A 20,790-nucleotide genomic window follows, 5' to 3' on the forward strand; every position below is an offset into this window, starting at 1 on the left:
CCGACACATACGCTATTTCCGAATTCGGCAAAGTGGAATATTTTTGCGGGGAGGGGTTGACGGGGATGGCGGGTGTTTTGCCCGACGGGCTGGGTTGCCGCTCCCCTTAGAGCAACAGATTGGCTGATCCACAAAGGTCTAATGACCGAGGATCTGCCATGGGTTGGGGCACCGCTGTATGTTCTTATTTTGTCCGTATGAGTCATGACCGCCCGCCATATATTCAGGCCGCTTGACCGGGACGTGGCATCAATTTGCAGTGGACACCTGCGGGTGATGTCGGAACTGCGGCCCGCCGTTCGTCTTGAGTCCAAGTCCCCGCAATGGAGTGTTGCGTACCATGGCCCCCCGCGCGAACTGGAAAGGCTTTTTGCGTCTCTCGTTGGTCACCTGTCCCGTGGCGCTCTACCCAGCTACGTCGGAGAGCGAGAAGATCTCCTTCAACCAGCTCAACCGTCAGACCGGTCATCGGATCAAGTACCTGAAAGTCGACGCCGAGACCGGCGACGAGGTGCCCAACGAGGACATTGTCAGGGGCTACCAGCTCGAGAAGGACCAGTTCATCGAGGTGACCAAGGAGGAGCTCGAGGAGATCGCGCTGGAATCCACGCGGACCATCGAGATCGACGAGTTCGTAGACAAGGCCGACATCGATCCGCGCTACCTAATTCGCCCCTACTACATCCGTCCGGACGGAAAAGTCGGCCACGACGCCTTCGCGGTCATCCGCGAGACCATCCGCGAGATGAACAAGGTTGCGATCGGGCGCGTGGTGCTCACCAACCGAGAGCACATCATTGCGCTCGAGCCGATGGACAAGGGTCTGGTCGGCACCTTGCTGCGGTATCCCTACGAGGTTCGTAGCGAGCAGGAATACTTCGACGAGATCCAGGACGTCAAAGTGACCAAGGACATGCTCGATCTGGCCAGGCACATCGTGAACCAGAAGGCTGGATCATTCGAGCCGGAGAAGTTCGAGGACCATTATGAAAGCGCGCTGATCGAGCTCATCAACCAGAAGCGCGCCGGCAAGCCGATCGTGCCGAAGGATCGGCCGAAAGGCGAGAACGTCGTCGATCTGATGGACGCGCTACGCAAGAGCGTCGGCGGGGCAGCAGCAAGGACCGAGGCTCCGAAAAAGCCTGCCAAGAAGACGAAGAAGGCTGCCGCGGCTCAGAAGGAAATGCTGATGCCGATCGCCGGTAAGAAGCTGGCTAAGGAAGCGGCGGCGAAGAAGCCGACAGCAGGGACGCGGCGGAAGTCGGCGTGAGATTGTGAAACATCCGGTGATGTCCGATGGCAGTTACGGACTGACATGGAAGAGGCCGCGCATGTCAAGGCTGAGCTGCGGCTCGGCACAGCGGGATGGAATGTTCCGCGAGTCTGGAAGGAAAGAGTTGGCGGGGTAGGTAGCCAGCTTGAACGCTACGCGCGGGTATTGAACGCCACCGAGATCAACTCATCATTTCACAAGCCGCACCGGCGTTCGACCTATGAGAAGTGGGCGAACGCGACGCCAGATGATTTCCGCTTTTCGGTAAAGGTCCCGAAGTCTGTTACTCACTCGTCGCAGCTTGCGCAGGGTGAACTCGATCGGTTCATCGAAGAGAGCGCCGGACTTGGTGCGAAGCTCGGGGTTTTGCTCGTTCAGTTTGCGCCTCGCAAAATGTTCGTTGAGTCCGATGCGGAGTTCCTGTTCCGCGCACTGCAGGAAAGGACCTCAGCCGCTCTCGCTTGCGAGCCGCGTCACGTCAGCTGGTTTACGTCCGAGGTCGGCGCCTGGCTCAGGGAACGTCGGATTGCCCGCGTCGCCGCGGATCCGGCGCGAGTGCCCGATGCCGACCTGCCGGGCGGGTGGCCGGCCTTGCGCTATTTTCGACTGCATGGAGCGCCGCGCATTTACTACTCCGCTTACGACGGGGCGTTCCTACGATCGCTGAAGGTGCGGCTCGGTGCTGCGTCGTCATCTAGTGAGACCTGGTGCATCTTCGACAACACCGCCGCCGGGGCAGCGATCGAGAACGCACTAGACTTGCTCGCTTGAAGGGCCTTTTGGCAAGTCCGCTCATATCCCTCACGTCCTCCACCCTTGTCGAAGGCCTTTGAGGCTCGCACGCGATCCGAGCGGCGCGACAGCGCAGGGGACCTAATCGGGACGTGGCGGGCACTCCGGGCACGTATCGCCGATCGAATGCAAAACCTCGCGCACTTGCCCGACGGCCTGATCCGGAGACAAGCCCTCGGGTGGCTCCTGCCTGGCTATATCCAATGCGTGCTCGCGCGCATGCGGGTCGGCCCGGTCCTTCGCCCAGCCGTGCTCCTCGCATTCGTGGATGGCGCCCGCTTCCTGCAGCACGCTGAGCGCCCATCCGCGCAGCGTTCGGATCGCCGGTCGTCTTTCCTTCGTCATCAGCATCGAGCTTGCTCCTGCCGGAACGAATCCTCGGCCCGTCTTATCGTTCCGGCGGTTAGCACGCAGCAGGGATTCGTACTCGGCAGAGCTGAGGTTTTGTCCCCTTGTTCCGCGGCTCTGTGCACAAGCCGACTGCCGGCGCCGGCATGAGGCGCGCCCAGTGCTTCTGCAGGGTCGCGAATGGAGCCTAGAGCTCTCTCAAGGTGGCAGGCCGGACACGACGGCTCCCGAGCCTTGGATATCGCGTTGATTTTTTTGGTAGCGGGAGACCGTTTCCACCAAAGCCCCCCCGGCAAATCCCTGCCGTTTTCGGTGTTCGCGGCAAAGAAGTCTTAGGGGGGCCTCCTCTCAGAATAGCGCATAGGACGCCCTGAGGGCGCCGTACACACGATTAAATCCAAGGGGCTGCTGTTACAGCTCGACACGTTCAAGGCGGCCCCTTCCGGGCCGCCTTTTTTTGCCAAAAACAAGAGCAGCAAAGATGGACAGGACAGAGAACGACGGCCTCCCTGAGGCCGCCGCCAAACCGGTGCGCGCCGAAGGTCGCGGACATGGCCTTAACGACGCGCCGGTCACGACACCGGCCGAGTTGATCGCCAATTGGATTGAGTCTAGGGACATCCCGCCCCAGGAGCGGATCCTCACGATCGTCGAATCTGGCGATGACGAGCCGGCTCCCTCCGTTGGGAGGGAGCAAAGCGATAAGAGCGCCGTCCATACTCCATATGCCTCACCACGCTCCTGGGGGTTCGATGTCGAAGAAGTTAACCGTAGCTACGCGCTGGCGATTTGGGGTGGTAAGGCGCTGGTAGTGAATGAGCAGCCGCACGGGCCGGTTAACGACCGAGTGCGACTGATGACTTTCGAATCCATGAATTCGTGGTTTGCGAACCGGCAGACGGAAGTGATGGGAACCGACGGAAGGCTCAAGTCGGTAACCTGGGCGAAGGCTTGGCATCAACACGCCGATCGCCGGCAGTATGATGGCGTCGAGTTTTTCCCGAACCCTGACGGCATCCCCAGTACTCCGGGCTATCTGAACCTCTGGCGCGGCTTCAGCGTCACGCCATCGCCAGCCGGGAGTTGTGCCCGGCTCAAGGACCATTTGCGTGTGAACGTCTGCCGGGAGAATGATGAATATTACTCCTATCTGTTTGGCTGGATGGCCCACCTCGTGCAGAAGCCGAGGGAGCGGCCGGGCATCGCGTTGGTGATGCGTGGTCAGAAGGGCACCGGCAAAACCGTTGTTGGCGAAGTCTTGGGTTCCTTATTCGCGCCGCATTATTTCCCGGTGGATGACGCAAGGTATCTCACAGGACAATTCAATGCCCACATGGCGACTTGTTTGCTGTTGCAGGCCGACGAAGCAATGTGGGCCGGTGACAAAGCTGCCGAAGGCCGGCTAAAGGGATTGCTCACCTCGCGGATCCAGATGATCGAATCCAAGGGTGTTGATCCGATCCGAATGGAAAACCGTGTCCGCGTGATCATGACGTCCAATGAGGATTGGGTTGTTCCCGCTACTGGCGACGAGCGTCGGTTTTTCGTGCTCGACGTTGGCTCATACGCTCAGCAGAACAACGAATATTTCGCGGAACTCTTCGAAGAATTGGATCGGGGCGGACGTGAACGTTTCTTGCACGAGCTTCTGTCGTTCGATCTCAGCCAGTTCAACATCTGGCGCATTCCGCAGACAAAGGCACTGCTGGATCAAAAGCTAAGATCGCTCGATCCGATCGATGATTGTATCTTTAATCGGCTCTGGGCGGGGACGTTGCTCCACGGGGATGATGCGTGGCGCAGCGTCGTCGTCAGGGATGATCTCTATGCGGAGTATCTGACGGACGCCAGTCGCATGGGAATCGGACGCAAGCGTAGCAAAGCCGACTTTGGAAAACGCCTCAACAAACTCATATCCGGGATCGGTGAGACCAAGGTGATAGTCCAGGGGGAGAACGGTGGCTCCAAACGGGCTTACGCTTATGTGATGCCGTCTCTTGACGAATGCCGCGCGGCATTCGATAAACGCGTCGGCCAACCAATCGATTGGCCCGCGCTCCCGTTGGGAGAGAGCGAGCGAGCGCATTGCGATATGACGGACGACGTTCCGGTCTAGGCTGTCTAGGGCAAAGCGAGCATGCCTAGACGCCACATTATTAGCGAAATCAAACGCCGGTCTAGGATGTCTAGGCAGTCCAGGTCGCGCGCGCGTAGGCAATTTCACACGCCGGCCTCAGATTGAGGCCGGCTGTTTTGTTTTTGACCTTCTCTTTTTCTTAGACGGCCTAGACATCCTAGACAAACCACATTGCTTTTAAGAGTTTCGCTCGTCCGGGCACCATGTCCGGCGCCTAGACATCCTAGACATCGACTTAGAAATCAACGGGCTCTGTCCGCCGATGCGTCATCACGACGCTCGCGCGATCAGAGCCCTTTCTTTTGGAAAGACTGAAATGACACGAACGACTAGAACTCAGATCGACTTTGCCAAGGTCATGACGATCAAACAACGCGGTGTGCTGGCTTCTCTCGCGATGTTCGATTTGCTACATAAGCGCCAGTGAAATTGCCGACGATGAATTGAGAGAATTAGTCCGACAACAACCTGCTCGATACTCCGTGCAACCCGGCATCGATGGGCGGTTGTCATGGGGCGCGACGGATGCCGTCCGCGCAATCTCACAGCAAATCAAGCGAGGCGTGCTTTAGGTGAGGCGGGTCCCTCCCTAGCCCCTCCCCCCTACGGCACAAGCGCGCCCCAGAAAATCACCAGCCGCAAATTGCGAAAACTGGGTTGACACGGTTGACACGTTGACACGTCAGCTTCGGCTCGGGCGCGTTGATCACTCTCTAGAGAGGGTCCTTCCGCAAGTCCAGGGTTCGCGGTATATGCGGACCCCGGACCACATCTATTGCCAGAGCGCCGATGACGATCGAGACGTAGCCGGCTATGAGGCATGAAACGGACGAGGCGTCCCTAAGCTGGCGCGCCTTTTCATCGCGGTATCCGGCTGAATCTGACGAGAACACGCCTTAACACTGACTGGCATCTCGCGCTGGTAGATTGGCTTGGCCAAATGGGGCTTCCGCTTAAACAGTAGCACCAGGCTGCCGCGCCCGACTGAACAGATCGATCATTGCGCGGTTGAAAGCCGGGATGTCGTCAGGCTTTCGGCTGGTCACCAGACCTTGATCGGTTACCGCTTCCTCATCCACCCACTGCGCTCCGGCGTTTCGAAGGTCGATCTCGAGCGACGGCCAGGATGTCATGCGCCGGCCGCGCGCTGCATCGGCGTTGATGATGGTCCATGGACCGTGACAGATCGCCGCCACAGGTTTGCCGGCATCGAAGAAGCTTCTCACAAACGCGACCGCCTTGGGCTGCATCCGCAAGGAATCCGGATTGATGACACCGCCGGGCAGTAGCAATGCATCGAAGTCCGCCGAACTTGCATGGTCAAGGTGCACGTCGACCGACAGTTCATCGCCCCAATCGGTGAAGTTCCAGCCGCGAACGCGACCCGCCTTCGGCGAAACGACGCTGGTCTGGGCGCCAGCGTCGTCGAGCGCCTTCCGCGGCTTGACCAGTTCGACGTACTCAAAGCCGTCGGTGGCGAGAATAGCGATCTTATAGTCTCGAAGTGATCCGGCCATGGTCCGTCTCCCTTGTTTAAGCGCAAGTCAAGCGGAAGCTCGCGCATGTCCGCGTTCGCCGGTCCCGCTCGACGACGCGAGCTTGGTGGTGTTGTGCGGATCGATCACGTATTTCTTGGCCGATCCGTCATGAAAGCTCTGATAGGCTTCTACCGCTCTCTCGAGCGGTATGACTTCGGTGTTCAGAAGTCCCGTGAGATAGGGAATCCGGTCCCAAAGAATGGCCATCATCAACTCGCGATTGTAATGCATGACCGGGCACTGACCGGCGGTGAAGGATGGCGATTTGACCCAAGCCGCGGGAAAACCCAAGGCCATGAAGCCCTTCTTGTTGAGTTCATTCGGTGCACCGGGATCGAGATTGGTATAGACGCCAGGAATGCCCATGGCGCCCGCGGGCTTGATCACCTCCATCAAGGTGTTAAGGACAGCCTCCTCCTCGTTCTTTCCGCTGCCGTCCGGCCCATAACCGTGGCATTCCAGTCCGACACAATCTACGGCGGCGTCCACCCAGCGCGAGCCGTTGCCGAGGATCTTCTCGATCTGATCCGGAATGGGCGTGGCGATCGAGGGATCAACGACCTCGTAACCGGCGTTCTTGATGAGATCGCGCCGCGCCTTGTTGTGGTCGCCTACGATGATACAGGAGGCTCCGAGCAAGTGTGCGCTGGCCGCTGCGCAACGTCCGACGGGGCCGGCGCCGGCAATGTAGACCGTTGAACCGGTGCCGACGCGTGCCTCGACACAACCGTGGTAACCGGTCGGCAGAATGTCCGATAGCAGAGTGAGGTCCCTGATTTTCTCAATCGCCTGCTCCTTGTCCGGAAATTTCAAGAGCTGGAAGTCTGCCCAGGGAATCATCATGTATTCGGCTTGGCCGCCCTGCCATCCGCCCAGATTGAAGCCGTACGCTCCGCAATATCCGAGCTCCTCATTCGCGTTGAGACAAACGTCGGTATGCCGTTCCTTGCAGTTCCGGCATGTGCCACAGGCTACGTTGAAAGGCACAGAGACGATGTCACCAACCTTGATGCGCTCCACATGCGAGCCTACCTCGACCACTTCACCTGTGTTCTCATGACCCAATTGCATTCCCGAGGGTGCAGCGAAACGGCCATGATAGATGTGCAAGTCGCTGCCGCAGATATTGGTTGTGATCAGCTTTAAAATAACAGCGTGTTCAATCTTCTTCCCTTTGGGATCCGCAAGCTTCGGATATCCTCTGTCCTGGACCTCAAGCTTGTAAGGCCCCAGAAAAGTGACTGCACGGTTGGTCGCGGCCATGGCTTGCTCCTCAGATGATCGCTGAAAACAGTGACGCTGCTCTTTCGTTCATGAGCATGGGTGACCCAGAAGAACCGCGCCTTGGCAAACGTCAATCTTGCGGGTTGTTCGTTTAACTTCCGATATCCATGAGCGACTGGGCCGCGGGCTCATGGACGAAAGTCCGGCCGCTGTGCCGACACGGCAATTGTCTCTGGGCCGTTTCTTTCGTCGGCGATCGCTGTCCCGTTCGCGCCAATACGCCACACGCAGCGCGCGGATAACGGTCGCAAATGTCAGCATTTGCAGGCATCTTTCCGTTCCAGCTCTCTCATGAGAACCTTCCGGCAAATTTTCAGCAGCGCGATCACGATCTGGACCGCTGCCTCTCGACGACTACTGCCACCCGACATGCGGCGCTCATGGCGCCACACTCATTTATTTTTCTCGCGATCCAATTGAGGATCATCAATGCACGCGGCCCTCGGCTCGCGCGATAAACAAAACGCGATGTGTCCCACCATCGCTGCCCTTCCCGGGCGTCCTCCCTTGACTTGGACCGCCAGCACACAGCTGTGCGGTCCTTTCTTTTTCTACGTGAATGTGAGATCAGGTATCGCCGGCTCGGATGCGCGAACTCCTATGGTCAACAGAGCAGCATGATCGCCGCTGACGGACAAGACGAGCAGCGAGAACTCGCCCTTCAAGAAGGGTGCCCTGGGTTCAAGTGGTAGAGTGGCGTCTTCTTGGCGCGCTGTGGCGTCATCTTGGCGGGATCCGGCGCTCCGGGAACGCCGCGCGGCCCCAACAGCTCGCGTTGAATGTCATCTTCTGACTTCTCGGGTTCAACCCCGTTCATGGGAAGGTCTTTCGGCATGCTCTTCTCCTTGCCTCGACACAGAGTACTCAGCGCCCCAGCTCGTCATACTGCTCGCGAAGCGCCGGTTCTGCCATTTAGGAGGACTACGTAAGGCCCTCCGCCATTCGAACTGTCTTGCAGCGATCAAAGCTTGATAGCTGTCAAGGCACGTCGTGGCGACAGGGCGCTACTCTACGGCCGGACTTGGAACGACGGCTATCTTGGAGCTACACATGACCAGCACGACTTTCAACAGCAATGCTGACTTTAATATCGGCTCAGCCTCCGCGATGCTCGCCAACAATTGGTGGCTGTTCCTACTGCGGGGCATCTTCGGAATTATCTTCGGCTTGCTCGCTTTTCTCTTCCCGGGTCCCACCATGCTTTCGCTGGTGCTGTTTTTCTCGGCCTACATGTTGGTCGATGGCATAGCAGGAATCGTTTCCGCCGTTCGCGCGATGCGACGGAAGGATGAATGGGGACTGCTGATCTTTGAAGGCCTTCTTAATATCGCGGTCGGCGTTGCTGCCTTTATCTGGCCTGGCCTGACGGTGCTTGCCTTTGTATTTATGGTCGCCGCCTGGGCGATCATCTCAGGCGCGCTGATGTTGACTGCTGGCTTTCGCCTCAAGCTCGATCATGGCCGCTGGTGGATGGTTCTGGGCGGGCTGTTGTCGCTCGTGTATGGTGCGCTGCTGGTCGCTATGCCGTTGATCGGGGCGGTGGTGCTTACGTGGTGGATGGGAGCTTACGCGATGGCCTTTGGTATCGCGCTGGTTGTGCTGTCCTTCAAGTTGCGCGCCCGTCAGAACGAGCAGACGGGCACCTCCTCTGTGGCGGCGTGAGCGACGAGCGGACCTCGGTCAGACCCTGGCGCATATCTTCGCAGATAGGGCCAATAGCCGACGTAACCAGGCATCGCGCACCACCGCTCGTGGCAAGTGATCTCGCTAGGCCGGATCCGGAGCGTCGGAACGAATAAAAGATTGCGGGGGCCATGCTCGGCAATCGGAAGTGATCCGATGCCTTTGGTCCGACATGAGCACGGCAGGCGGACGATGTCCGCCGGAACCTTTCTGATCGCCGTGCTGGTCATTTGCGCGGCTGTGCTCGTGACCCGCCGCGAGACTTGACGTGGGGGGCTGGCTCGCCTCTGAGAGCGTCTCGTCATGATCGCGCGAACGATCGAGATTGTCGTGGGTGTCGTTCTGGTCGTTCTTACTCTGCGCGACGTGTTCGACACGGTGGTGGTCCCCGGCGAGAGCAGAGGCGCGTTGCGCGTTGCGCGTCGGCTTCTCGTGGTGGCGGTCCCGATCTGGAAGTGGGCACGTCGCAGCAAAAGAGCGGTTTCGACCAGTTTCGCACCCGCCATCCTGATGGGATCCTTTCTCATTTGGATGGGCCTGCTCCTGCTGGGTTTCGGACTGGCTGCCTATGCTTTGAGCGACTGGTTCTCTCCGTCTCCCGATTTCCAGCAGGCGCTGTTCATCGCCGGAAGTGCCCTCTGTACCGTCGGCCTGAGCGGCATCGAGGCGCACGGGCCCGCGCGCTGGGTCCTGGTTTTTGGCGGCTTCTCGGGCCTGTCGGTCCTCACGATGGCCGTGACTTACTTGCTCGAGGTGCAGGAGGGCATATCTCGCCGCGACTCCGGGATTTTGAAGCTCACCACGGCCGCAGGCGAGCCGCCGTCTGCGCTAGGACTGCTGGAACGTTACGCGGACCTCGACTCGCCCGAGGAAATCAGGCGCGTTCTCTATCGCGGGCGCGACTGGTGCGCATCGGTGCTCCAAAGCCATGCTTCGCACCCTACCCTGATCTACTTCAGGTCGGCGTCGGTTGGCGCCGGATGGCCGGCGACCCTTGGGGCAATGATGGACCTCGCGCTCATCATCGAACTGCTGATTGATGATCCGGGTAGCCGAGCTCCCGCGGTCCTCCTTCGCAGCGAAGGATTGCGGCTCATTGACGAATTGACCCGCGTGATCGGCCTTGATCCGCTAGCTGACGATACGACAGGAGCGTCCGTGCCTCAGCTCTGCGCCCGGCTGGCTGCCGCAGGCTACAAGCTCCGACCGTCGATCGATGCGCTGGCGTTTGCGGATCGGCGCCGCAGGCATGGAGCGTGCGTGAGGGCCGCTGCGGCGCATCTTGGTACGACGGCCGCGCCGTTGCTGCCCTGATCGCCTCGCCGCTGCCAAAGCGGTCCTTAGAAGATAGCCGACGCGAGAACCAAGAAAGGAACGTCTCCCGCTGTACGATTGGACGTTCGGAGAGCGTCATGCCGAATGTTGACACGATTCCGGGCCGGCAATTAGGCCCAAGCCAGAACCAGATTCCCAACTCAAGAAAGCCTCACGGGGCGCCTCAGAGAGCCGACGGGGACGTCGAATCAGGAGAAGATCGCGGCCGGCAGGCGACTTCGCCATCGGAAATCCCCGCGAAGGGATGGAAGGATATCCTGCTCCGTGTCTTTTCCAACATCTCTAAACACCGTGTCCTCACCCTCGCAGCAGGTATGACCTACTACAGCATACTTGCCATTTTTCCGGCGATGGCCGCGCTGGTTGCGATCTACGGACTGTTTTCCGATCCCATGACCATCGGCAAACACCTCGATCAGTTGGGCGGCTTCCTACCAGGCGGGGCACTGGATATCGCCAGAGAGCAACTGACCAGGGTGGCATCGAAGGGCTCCAAGACGCTTGGCACCACCTTCCTGGTCGGGCTCGCAACATCTCTTTGGAGCGCCAATGCCGCCATGAAGGCGCTGTTCGACACGTTGAACATCGTTTACGGCGAAGACGAGAAGCGCGGGTTCTTCAAGCTGAATGCCGTTTCCCTGGGTTTTACGGTTGGCGGGATCGTGTTTATGATGGCGGCCTTGGGCTCCATCGTCGCTGTTCCGGTGATCCTCAATTATGTAGGTTTGTCCAACACTGCCAGCCTTCTGCTCCGCATCGGGAGATGGCCGGCGATGTTCCTGGTACTCACGCTGGTCCTGGCCTTGATCTACCGCTGTGGCCCCAGCCGAGAGGCGGGCCAATGGCGCTGGGTCACGTGGGGCAGTGCGATAGCGGCACTGCTTTGGCTGGCAGCATCCGGCTTGTTCTCCTGGTATGTGGCGAGCTTCGGTAAGTTCAACGAGACGTACGGCTCGCTTGGGCTGTCATCGGCTTTATGACCTGGCTGTGGATCTCGGCCATCATCATCCTTTTTGGCGCCGAGATCGATGCCGAGATGGAGCATCAGATGGCCCGCGATACAACCACGGGCCCACCAATCAAGTTCGGCGCGCGGGGGGCCCGGGTCGCCGACACCGTTGGCGCGGCACGAGATCATTGAAGGGTGGTGTTGCTCATTGAGCCGCCGTCCGGTTACGGCCACGCCGAAAGATGCCTGCACGAGGATGATGTCGCACCAGGCCCGAGAATGGGTTCATGAAGTGCCACGTTGGATTGTGTCGAACCCTACATCCGTCAGTTCGACTGTACTGTCCCCGAGTCGGGAACGCCGACGTATCCAAGCTGCTTCAACTCGGAAACGGCGACCGCAACGCTGGGATCGGTCCCGAAGTGTGCATCAAGAGTAGCGATAGTCATGCGGGCACCGGGTTTTCGGTGTGTTTCACGAAAAAATGCGAGGATCTCGCTGGCGGTTTTGCTGAGCTGCATTCTTGCCTCCATCTGATCCACTTTCTTCGGCTGATCGGGCATGTCTAAGCACGGTCAGGACCATCCGCACAAAGCCGTTGACCCAAAAGCGATACATGGGACGTCCGGCTTTACCGGGCTGCGAGGGCGCGATAGTGGCGCAAGTAATCCCGTGCCATCCGCTCTGATGTGAAACGATCCTCGAAGCGCGCGCGGACGCGCCCGCGATCGATTTGGCCAAGCCGCGTCACAGCCTCAATTGCTTCGTCCTGGTTTTGGACGATGAAGCCTGTCACGCCTTCCTCGATAATTTCGGGCACCGAACCAGACCGGTAGGCGATGACTGGCGTTCCGCAGGCCATGGCCTCAATCATCACCAACCCAAACGGCTCGGGCCACTTGATCGGGAAGAGCAAAGCAGCCGCTCCTGCAAGGAAGGGCTGTTTCGAGTTGTCATCGACCTCGCCGACGAGCTGGATTTGTTTGCCGTCAATCTGAGGCTCTATCTTCTCTCTGAAGTACCCAGCTTCAGCGCGAGGGACCTTGGCAGCGATCCGAAGCGGCATTCCTGCGGCGAGAGCGATGCGGATGGCATCTTCGGGGCCTTTTTCGGCGGTCAACCGCCCCAGAAACGCCAGGTATGATCCGGCAGCAAATGAGGCACGGAACTGGTCGACAGGCAGACCGTGATACACTGTTCCACACCAGTTTGCGCTTGCAAGCGGAATACGCTGATTATCTGAGATGGATACAAAGCAAGCTTCTGGAAACTTGCTGGTCACGGCCGGCAATCCAGGCAGGTCCAACCGGCCGTGCATCGTCGTGACAAATGGGACTCCTGCGCGATTGAGAATGGGGAGATGTAGCCAGTCGATGTGAGCGTGAATGACGTCGAACTGGTTTGCGCAAGCGTAAACTGCTTCCAATTGGGCAGCCAAAGCCGCATTCGGATCTGAGCGCGGTCGACCAAGGCGAAGTGCTTTTGGCCAAACCGGAGAAAGCGTCGCTCGGGTCCTGGAATCTCCGCTTGCGAAAAGGGTGACGTCCTGCCCGAGCTCGACGAGTGCATCGACGAGCCAGGCGACCACTCTTTCTGTTCCACCATAGAGCTTCGGTGGGACGCTTTCGGCCAGCGGAGCAATCTGAGCTATCTTCATCAATCACTCCCAAATGGCGCTTGTGTTCCGGCGGTCAGCATTCAGGCCGGCGAGCTTCAGTGAAGACCCCTGCAAAGGACGCTTCTATCAGTTGAGGTGCGTTCATTGGTCGACCCGAAACCAACGATATCCGTAGCCGTCGAGTTCGATTGCCGAGTCCTCGCAGGACTTCGACGAGTAAACGCGATTGCCGAATAGATCAGTTAACTTGTCGGCCGCCGGGAAGCCCTCGACTTGCGCTCGGCACCCGGCTTGCGACAGGTTGTGCAATATCAGCACCGATCGGCCTTCCCACTCGAATGTCTGGACCAGAATGGATAGAGAATTTGCTTTCGGCAAACTCAGGTCGCCCCATCCGATTTCCGGGCAACCCTTCCGTAGTTCGACCAGGCGCCGCAACCAGTTGAAAAGAGAATCCGGATCTCGTTGCTGGGCGGCAGCGTTGACTTTGGACGGCGCGTACTCGGCGTCTTGGATCATGTCGTACCGCAATTGGGCCGCGGGTCGGGCAGAGAAACCACCGGTTTCATCATCGGTCCATTGCATGCAAGTTCGCACCGGCCATCGCTCCGGAAGCGCGAGATAGTCGCCCATTCCGAGCTCATCTCCGTAATAGATGACCGGTGTGCCTGGGAGACTGAAGAGCAGGCTGTATGCGAGTTCGATCTGCCGGCGGTCATTGCCAAGGATGCAGGCCAGACGACGACGGATTCCGCGTCCGTAAAGCTGCATTTTTCGGGATGGAGCAAAGGCAGCATAGACTTCCTCGCGCTCTTCAGGTTTCAAGCGCCCGAGGTCAAGCTCGTCGTGATTGCGCAAAAACTGGGCCCACTGAGCAAACGGTGGCAACCGAGGTAGTGCGGCCAGACACCCCTGGAGTGGTTCGGCACTTTCGCGCGCAAGCGCAAGAAAGAGGTGCTGATTCAAAAGAAATGCGAAAAGAAGTTGTATGCGCGATCCACTGCCGAAGTAATGATCAAATTCGGAAGGTGCAACATTCGCTTCCGCCAGCAACACAGCGTCACCTTTGCGCCATGACAAGAAGTCACGAAGCTCTCCAAAGAACTCGTATCGGCGCGTTGGCGGACGGTCCGGGCGTATCTCCTCCACAACGAAGGGGGCGGCGTCGATTCGAAATCCCGACACGCCAAGCTCCAGCCAAAAGCCGACGATTTTGAAGATTTCTTCGCGAACGGCGGACGATGCAATGTTCAGATCGGGCTGGTGCTGGTAGAAGCGGTGATAATACCAAGCTCGGGCGCAAAGATCGTAAGTCCATACACTCAGTTGCACGCCCGGAAAAACGACGCCCTCCGTGCTGTCTTCCGGTTCCGTGTCTGACCAGACATAGTATTCGCGAAATGTCGACTCAGGATCAGCGCGCGCCTGCTGGAACCAGGGATGCTGCTCGGAAGTATGGTTGATGGGGAGATCGATGATCAACCTCATGCCGCGCAGGCGCGCTTGATGGCTGAATTCGACGAAGTCGCCAAGCGTTCCGAGGGCGGGCGCTACATTGTAGTAGTCCGTCACATCGTAACCATGATCGAGCCCTGGACTTGGGTAGAATGGCAGCAGCCACAGGCAGTTCACTCCCAGCTGGGCTATATGATCGAGCTGGGCCACCAACCCCTTGAAATCGCCGACACCGTCTCCGTCGCCATCCTTGTACGTCGCCACGTTCAGGCTGTAGATCGCGGCGTTCTTGTACCAGAGGTCAAGCATCGACAGCCCTGCCTTGTCTACAGAGACCTTCTCAGGCGACTACAGACGCAGCCGGAGTTATGCTTCGCCCGGCTGCTGCCTGACCGTTACAGCGCATTATGCAGCGATCGTATTCGGATACTTTCTACCGAGTTGGCGCTCCAGTGCATCGCGGTCCACAATTCGGACGGTTCGAATCCCGATCAGAGAAATGATGCGGCGCTGCTGCAGATCTGAAAACGCACGACACACAGTCTCCACGGACACCGCGAGGTACTCGGCGAGATCATAACGCGTAAGCGGAAGCCGTATGTCTCCCCGCTGGTCTCCATAGCGCTTCTCAAGCAGAAGCAGGAACGCACTCACCTTGTCCGCCGTCGTGACCCCCCCGAGCACAACGAGCTGCTGTCGGGTACGTTCTATCGATTGAAAGGTGATCTCTCTCAATTCTCGAGCGAGCTGGCGATCGCGCTCGCCGAGATTCTCAAGCCGCGCTCCGGAATAGCCAGCAAGCGCGGTCTCTTCCGAAATGGCCTCGATTGCCTCTTCTCTCTGGCTGCTCCCGACGAAGAAAAAGTCTCCCACCAGCATCAGGTCCAGGATCTGCCGTCGTCCATCGGTGCGGACCGTCGACCATCGCACGGAACCGGCAATCACGTAGTACCAATGTCCCGCGGTGCCGTCGTCTTCCGGAACCTGCTGGTCGCGGTTCAATTTGACGATTGCCGCCGAGCCGTCCAGCCGCTTCAGCGCGTGCGGCTGTGCGGCGAGCATCCTTCGATAATAGTCCGCTGGGTGGATTACCGGCTTCATTTCTCTGTCCTTTTTCTTCAGCGCACTCTGCGCGGGAGGAACGATCCGCTCGTAGGCAGTCAACTCTCAGCAACACAACCGCGTAAACGTGGGAAATCTTCGTACGTAAAAACACGTAACGGTGCTTATGCCCCGCGGCACGGAGAATTGAGGCGCAGTCCATGACGAGACTGCTTGCACCTTTACCAACGGCGTTCATCGCTCGTGCAAGATGCAGACATCATGCCTCCGCAATACGAACTGTCTTCGGCAAATGGGGACATGTCGATTGGGCAACGAACGCATCGAGCCCGGCGCCGATTAGGCGATCTGCGAATTGACAATGGTCAGCGCGCTCCTAGTTCAAAGGGAGTACTCGCTAAGCCACTAACAGTCAGAGGAGCGAGACATGGAAGCAACTATCCCCCGTCCCCTTTCGAAACTCATCATCACCGCCGCTACGCCGTGCCGGCAGAACGCGGCGAAGTGGAGGAGATATAGCGGCCTGGCGGCACTTGCCGGAATAATAGCTGTCCTCAGCATCGATCCCGCCCTGCCTCAGGCTGGCGTCGCTCTCGTCAAGGTTGACGTAAGCGTCGTCGCCCAAGGCTATCGCATGAGTAAGGTGATCGGCAGCACGGTCATGAACGACAAGAATGAGAAGATCGGAAGCCTGGACGACGTGATTGCCGGCAAAGACAAGAAACAACTCGACTTCGCGATTCTGCAGGTCGGCGGCTTTCTCGGCGTAGGCGGCCATCTGGTCGCGATCCCGTTTGAAAGCCTCGTCATCGATGACACCGGCAGCAAGGTCACTCTTCCTGGCGCATCCAAGGAAGAGCTTAAGAAGCTATCGGAATTCCACTACCGATCTTCTTGACGGTAGCGTCCCATGTCGATGGCAAGATCAACCGACACGATCCTGGACCGTAGCCGTATCCGCGAAGTGACCGGTGTCTTTCACTCGCGACGTGCGCTCGATGACGCGGCCCAGGATCTTCTTCTATCGGGATTTGATCGCTCCGACATCGACATCAGCGCATCTCCCGACGAGGTGCAGCGACGGATGAATTACGCTGTGATCCCTCCGGCCGGTCTTGCCGACCTGCCGGCGACGCCGAGACAGCCCTTCTTTGGCGGCGACGATTTGCTCAGCGCTGAAGCCGTCGCCAGCGGCGTTCTCGGCTGCATCGCAGCGGTTGGCTCCGCGCTTTTCCTGATGCTTGGAGGCTACGACGCCATGGCGATCGCGATGTGGTCAATTCTCATCGGGATCGTCACGGGTGCCGTCATCATCGTGCCCCTATACCGGCTCCTGCGCCGTGAACACGTCAGAGGCTTGGAGCCGGTTGCAGAATGGGATGGCCTCTTGATCTGGGTTCGGGTTCGCGCACCTGAGAAGGAAGCTCAAGCGCAGGATATTCTGGTGCGGCATGGTGGGCAGGCCGTGCACGTTCATGAAATCGACCTGGAAAAGCGCCCGGAAGATCTGCCGCTGCACTCACTTCGTCCGGATCCTTGGCTGGGCGACGAACGCCTCGGGCGACCGTAACGAGGCGCGACACATGCTGCGCCCGCGTCATTTCTCCCAGCTGCTCTCACTCCGCGCACAGAGATCATCTTTGGCGACCTTCATCCAGTTCGGCTTCACAAGCTTAAGCGAGAAAGTCGACAAGGAAGTTGACGGTCGTCATGGCTCGCTTGCTCGTCACGCGTAAATTGCCCACCGGCGATGACGGAGCTACGCCGAGAATGCCACTCGCAATGCCAGGAGCCAATCATGAAGTCAGACAGTGAGATCGAACGTGATGTCCGTGACGAAATGAAATGGAATCCCGACCTCGATGCCAGTGACAGTGCCGTTTCGGTTAAGGACGGCGTTGTCATGCTTGCAGGTTTCACGCACAGCTACGCCGATCGGCTTGAGGCCGAGTCCGCGGCGAAGCGCGTAGCGGGCGTTCGCGCCATAGCCAATGACGTCGAGGTTCGGCTGCCATCGATCGATCAGCGCCCGGATCCCGATATCGCACGCGACGCGGTCACTGCACTTAAGTCGGAGCTTCCGATCTCTCACGACAAGATCAAGGCGACCGTCAGGGAAGGCTGGATCACGCTCGAAGGTTCCGCCGAATGGCAATATCAAAACACCGCAGCTGAAAACGCGGTCCGCAAGGTCAAGGGCGTCAAGGGCGTCACCAACGTGATCATGGTCAAGCCGAAAGTCCAGCCCTCCGAGCTCAAGCAGAAGATTCAGGACGCGTTCAAGCGAAACGCGGAAGTCGACGCCAGCCGGATCCAGGTCGAAGCTAACGGCAGCGAAGTGGTCCTGAAAGGAACGGTACGCTCCTGGATCGAACGCGAGGAGGCCGAGCGCGTCGCCTGGTCCGCGCCCGGCGTGAGCAAGGTCGACGATCGCATCGTCGTTAGCCCCTAGAACCGAAAGTTGCATCGCAAGCTGAAAAAGGAGAACCCAATGAGGTTACGATCACTCGTCCCGTCTCGTGATGCAGGAATGCTGATGAGGCCCGATTTCGGCCTGTTCGGCCTGCACCGGGAAATCGACCGCTTGTTCAGCGAGTTTTCGCAGGGCTTGGGCTCCAACGGACAGCAGCTCGTGCCGAACATCGAAATCGCGGAAACAGACAAAGCGATCGAAGTCAGCGCCGAAATGCCGGGGCTCGAGCGCAAGGACGTCGACATTTCCCTCGAGGATGACACGCTTACTATTCGCGGCGAGAAGAAGGTGGAGCAGGGCACGGACGGCGCTAAGAACGACAAGAATGTCCAGCACAGCGAACGCAGCTATGGCGTGTTCCTTCGCGTGCTGCAGCTGCCGCCTGGCATCGATCCCTCCTCCGTTCAGGCGACGATGAGCAACGGCGTCCTGAAGATCACGATTCCCAAGCCCGCAAAGCCGGAATCGAAGAAGATCGAAGTCAAGGAAGCTGCTTGACCGTCGGCGGGGCGAGACGCTCGAGCCATTTCTCTCCTCACAGCCCCAGCTCGGCGCGTCTCGCCTCTCTCGCGAATAGGGCGAGACACCCACAGACTTAAAGGACGGCCGCAGCTGTCCCAGGATTCAAACCCGAAGGAACCTGATCATGGCAAAAGCAATCGGCATCGATCTCGGAACCACCAACTCTTGCGTGGCTGTCATGGAAGGCAGCAAAGCCAGGGTCATTGAGAATGCCGAAGGCGGGCGCACCACGCCGTCCATGGTCGCCTTCACGGACGATGGCGAAGTCCTGGTCGGGCAGCCGGCCAAGCGGCAAAGCATCACCAACCCCGAGAATACGATCTACGCCATCAAGCGACTGATCGGCCGGCGTTACGACGACCCGATCACGGCGAAAGACAAGACCATGGTGCCGTATCACATCGTACCGGGTGACAATGGCGATGCCTGGGTCGACGTACGGGGCAAGAAGTACAGTCCGAGCCAGATCAGCGCGTTTATCCTGACCAAGATGAAAGAAACCGCGGAAGCCACGCTTGGTGGCGCCGTCACGCAGGCCGTCATCACCGTGCCGGCCTATTTCAACGACGCGCAGCGCCAGGCAACCAAGGACGCCGGCCGGATCGCCGGACTGGAAGTCCTGCGCATCATCAATGAGCCGACTGCGGCCGCCCTAGCCTACGGCCTCGACAAGAAAGGCAGCGGCAAGATCGTGGTCTATGACCTCGGTGGCGGCACGTTCGATGTCTCGATCCTGGAGGTTGGCGATGGCGTGTTCGAGGTGAAATCAACCAACGGCGACACTTTTCTCGGAGGAGAGGATTTCGACAAGCGGATCATCGACTATCTGGCGGACGAGTTTCGCAAGGAAAACGGAATCGACCTCCGCAAGGATCGCCTCGCCCTGCAACGGCTCAAGGATGCCGCCGAGAAGGCCAAGATCGAACTCTCCAGCGCCACCCAGACCGACGTCAATCTGCCGTTCATCACGGCAGATCAGGCCGGTCCGAAACATCTCAATATCAAGCTGTCGCGCGCCAAGCTCGAAGCGCTCGTCGACGATCTGATCCAGCGCACCATCGATCCCTGCCAAGCAGCGTTGAAGGACGCGGGCCTGCAGCCATCGGACATCAACGAGGTCGTGCTGGTCGGCGGCCAGACCCGCATGCCGAAGGTTCAGGAGACCGTGCAGAAGCTGTTCGGACGCGAACCTCACAAGGGCGTCAATCCTGATGAAGTGGTCGCGGTCGGTGCCGCGATCCAGGCCGGCGTTCTCCAAGGTGACGTCAAGGACGTCCTGCTGCTCGACGTGACACCCTTGTCATTGGGCATCGAAACCCTTGGCGGCGTCATGACGAAGCTGATCGAGCGCAATACCACGATTCCGACCAAGAAGAGCCAGGTGTTCTCGACAGCGGAGGACAATCAAACCGCGGTCACGATCCGGGTCTTCCAGGGTGAGCGCGAGATGGCAGCGGACAACAAGCTGCTTGGACAGTTCGATCTGGTCGGGATCCCGCCGGCACCGCGGGGCGTGCCGCAGATCGAGGTGACCTTCGATATTGATGCCAATGGCATCGTCAACGTATCGGCCAAAGACAAGGCGAGTGGCAAGGAACAGAGTATCCGGATCCAGGCCTCCGGCGGTCTGACCGAAGCGGACATCCAGAGGATGGTCAGGGAGGCCGAAGCCCATGCCGACGAAGACAAGCGGCGCAAGGAGCTCATCGAAGCCCGCAACCAGGCCGACGCGGTGGTCTACAGCACCGAGAGGGCCCTGAAGGACTCCGAAGGAAAGATCCCTGCCGACGTCAAGAGGGAGGTTGAGCAGGCGATCGCCGAGGCCAGGCAACGGATCGGCGCAGAGGACGTGGCAGCGATCCAGCAGGCAACCCAGCGCTTGCAGCAATCGGCATCCAAGATCGGCGAAGCCTTGAACCGCGCGGCGTCCCAAGGCAGCGCTCCCGGCAGCGGACAGGCGGGATCGTCTGGCAGCGGCGAGGACGTCGTCGACGCCGAATTCGAAGAAGTCGACCCCGGCGATCGAAAGGCTTCTTGAAGCCTTCCAATTGGCCCGAACGCGACAGATGGAGCACGACATGGCTACCAAGACCATGGATGATGGGCTCGGCGAGCTTCCCGCGGGTGAGCGCAAGGAAAGCGACCAGCCGCAGGAGACCACCGCCGATCGCGACCGCCTTATGCGTGCACTTGCGGACGCCGAGAACACGAGGCGCATCGCCGAGCGTCGCGTCCAAGACGCCAGGCAATATGCGATCGCCGACTTTGCCCGCGAACTGCTACAGGTGGCGGATAATCTGCGGCGGGCCATCGACACCGGC

The 20,790-nt window shown here is 59.2% G+C and carries 19 protein-coding genes and 1 pseudogene; 12 read left to right on the top strand and 8 right to left on the bottom strand.

The features are described 5' to 3' along the window. The first annotated feature begins 340 nt into the window (after window positions 1–340). The gene (locus IVB47_RS23770; protein WP_247464821.1) at window positions 341–1,270 is read left to right on the top strand and encodes a Ku protein; all 930 of its coding nucleotides are present in this window, start codon (window positions 341–343) and stop codon (window positions 1,268–1,270) included. Between the two features lie 45 nt (window positions 1,271–1,315). After that, window positions 1,316–2,044, top strand: coding sequence for a DUF72 domain-containing protein (locus IVB47_RS23775; RefSeq protein WP_247464823.1), 729 nt, complete (start codon window positions 1,316–1,318; stop codon window positions 2,042–2,044). A gap of 102 nt (window positions 2,045–2,146) precedes the next feature. On the opposite strand, the gene IVB47_RS23780 is transcribed toward IVB47_RS23775, so the two are convergent. Then, the gene (locus IVB47_RS23780) at window positions 2,147–2,416 is read right to left on the bottom strand and encodes a hypothetical protein (protein WP_018453910.1); all 270 of its coding nucleotides are present in this window, start codon (window positions 2,414–2,416) and stop codon (window positions 2,147–2,149) included. A 478-nt stretch (window positions 2,417–2,894) separates the two neighbouring features. On the opposite strand from IVB47_RS23780, the gene IVB47_RS23785 reads away from it, so the two are divergent. Beyond that, window positions 2,895–4,529: a primase-helicase family protein gene (locus IVB47_RS23785; RefSeq protein WP_247464826.1), complete on the top strand. Its 1,635-nt coding sequence runs from the start codon at window positions 2,895–2,897 to the stop codon at window positions 4,527–4,529. A gap of 974 nt (window positions 4,530–5,503) precedes the next feature. On the opposite strand, the gene IVB47_RS23790 is transcribed toward IVB47_RS23785, so the two are convergent. The 3 genes from IVB47_RS23790 to IVB47_RS23800 all read right to left on the bottom strand — a co-directional run bounded on the left by IVB47_RS23790 (window position 5,504) and on the right by IVB47_RS23800 (window position 8,207). Then, on the bottom strand, window positions 5,504–6,067 hold the full coding sequence (locus IVB47_RS23790; RefSeq protein ID WP_247464831.1) for a type 1 glutamine amidotransferase domain-containing protein: 564 nt from the start codon (window positions 6,065–6,067) through the stop codon (window positions 5,504–5,506). A 27-nt stretch (window positions 6,068–6,094) separates the two neighbouring features. After that, complete coding sequence (locus IVB47_RS23795; RefSeq protein ID WP_247464834.1) at window positions 6,095–7,351, bottom strand: glutathione-independent formaldehyde dehydrogenase; 1,257 nt, start codon at window positions 7,349–7,351, stop codon at window positions 6,095–6,097. 682 nt (window positions 7,352–8,033) lie between these two features. Further along, window positions 8,034–8,207, bottom strand: a complete 174-nt coding sequence (locus tag IVB47_RS23800) for a hypothetical protein (RefSeq protein WP_247464837.1) — start codon at window positions 8,205–8,207, stop codon at window positions 8,034–8,036. Between the two features lie 215 nt (window positions 8,208–8,422). Between IVB47_RS23800 and IVB47_RS23805 the strand changes: the two genes are divergently transcribed. The 3 genes and pseudogenes from IVB47_RS23805 to IVB47_RS23815 form a co-directional block, all read left to right on the top strand. After that, window positions 8,423–9,034: an HdeD family acid-resistance protein gene (locus IVB47_RS23805; RefSeq protein WP_247464840.1), complete on the top strand. Its 612-nt coding sequence runs from the start codon at window positions 8,423–8,425 to the stop codon at window positions 9,032–9,034. A gap of 324 nt (window positions 9,035–9,358) precedes the next feature. Further along, a complete protein-coding gene (locus IVB47_RS23810; RefSeq protein ID WP_247464841.1) occupies window positions 9,359–10,369 on the top strand; it encodes a hypothetical protein in 1,011 nt (336 codons plus the stop codon). A gap of 221 nt (window positions 10,370–10,590) precedes the next feature. Further along, window positions 10,591–11,531 (top strand): annotated as a pseudogene (locus IVB47_RS23815) (YihY/virulence factor BrkB family protein); the annotation flags it as partial. Window positions 11,532–11,665: 134 nt separating this feature from the next. On the opposite strand, the gene IVB47_RS23820 reads toward IVB47_RS23815, so the two are convergent. From IVB47_RS23820 to IVB47_RS23835, 4 genes are all read right to left on the bottom strand, one after another. Then, entirely contained in the window at window positions 11,666–11,860 is a 195-nt protein-coding gene (locus tag IVB47_RS23820; RefSeq protein WP_247464844.1) for a hypothetical protein, read from the bottom strand. Window positions 11,861–11,970: 110 nt separating this feature from the next. Continuing rightward, window positions 11,971–12,996, bottom strand: coding sequence for a glycosyltransferase family 4 protein (locus IVB47_RS23825; protein ID WP_247464848.1), 1,026 nt, complete (start codon window positions 12,994–12,996; stop codon window positions 11,971–11,973). A 102-nt stretch (window positions 12,997–13,098) separates the two neighbouring features. Continuing rightward, window positions 13,099–14,721, bottom strand: a complete 1,623-nt coding sequence (locus tag IVB47_RS23830; RefSeq protein ID WP_247464851.1) for an alpha-amylase family protein — start codon at window positions 14,719–14,721, stop codon at window positions 13,099–13,101. A gap of 96 nt (window positions 14,722–14,817) precedes the next feature. Continuing rightward, window positions 14,818–15,513 carry a helix-turn-helix domain-containing protein gene (locus IVB47_RS23835; RefSeq protein WP_247464853.1) on the bottom strand — a complete coding sequence of 232 codons (696 nt, stop codon included), beginning with the start codon at window positions 15,511–15,513 and terminating at the stop codon, window positions 14,818–14,820. 388 nt (window positions 15,514–15,901) lie between these two features. Here IVB47_RS23835 and IVB47_RS23840 point away from each other — a divergent pair, with 388 nt between their 5' ends. The 6 genes from IVB47_RS23840 to grpE all read left to right on the top strand — a co-directional run. Then, on the top strand, window positions 15,902–16,372 hold the full coding sequence (locus IVB47_RS23840) for a PRC-barrel domain-containing protein (RefSeq protein ID WP_247464855.1): 471 nt from the start codon (window positions 15,902–15,904) through the stop codon (window positions 16,370–16,372). Between the two features lie 12 nt (window positions 16,373–16,384). Beyond that, a complete protein-coding gene (locus tag IVB47_RS23845) occupies window positions 16,385–17,044 on the top strand; it encodes a hypothetical protein (RefSeq protein ID WP_247464858.1) in 660 nt (219 codons plus the stop codon). Window positions 17,045–17,272: 228 nt separating this feature from the next. After that, entirely contained in the window at window positions 17,273–17,926 is a 654-nt protein-coding gene (locus IVB47_RS23850) for a BON domain-containing protein (RefSeq protein ID WP_247464861.1), read from the top strand. Between the two features lie 9 nt (window positions 17,927–17,935). Beyond that, the gene (locus tag IVB47_RS23855; RefSeq protein ID WP_247464864.1) at window positions 17,936–18,445 is read left to right on the top strand and encodes an Hsp20/alpha crystallin family protein; all 510 of its coding nucleotides are present in this window, start codon (window positions 17,936–17,938) and stop codon (window positions 18,443–18,445) included. 148 nt (window positions 18,446–18,593) lie between these two features. After that, window positions 18,594–20,507, top strand: coding sequence for a molecular chaperone DnaK (gene dnaK, locus IVB47_RS23860; protein ID WP_247464867.1), 1,914 nt, complete (start codon window positions 18,594–18,596; stop codon window positions 20,505–20,507). Between the two features lie 40 nt (window positions 20,508–20,547). Continuing rightward, a partial coding sequence (grpE, locus tag IVB47_RS23865) for a nucleotide exchange factor GrpE (protein ID WP_247464870.1) occupies window positions 20,548–20,790 on the top strand: 243 nt, incomplete at its 3' end.

The sequence above is a fragment of the Bradyrhizobium sp. 62 genome (assembly GCF_023073035.1).
GTDB lineage: Bacteria > Pseudomonadota > Alphaproteobacteria > Rhizobiales > Xanthobacteraceae > Bradyrhizobium.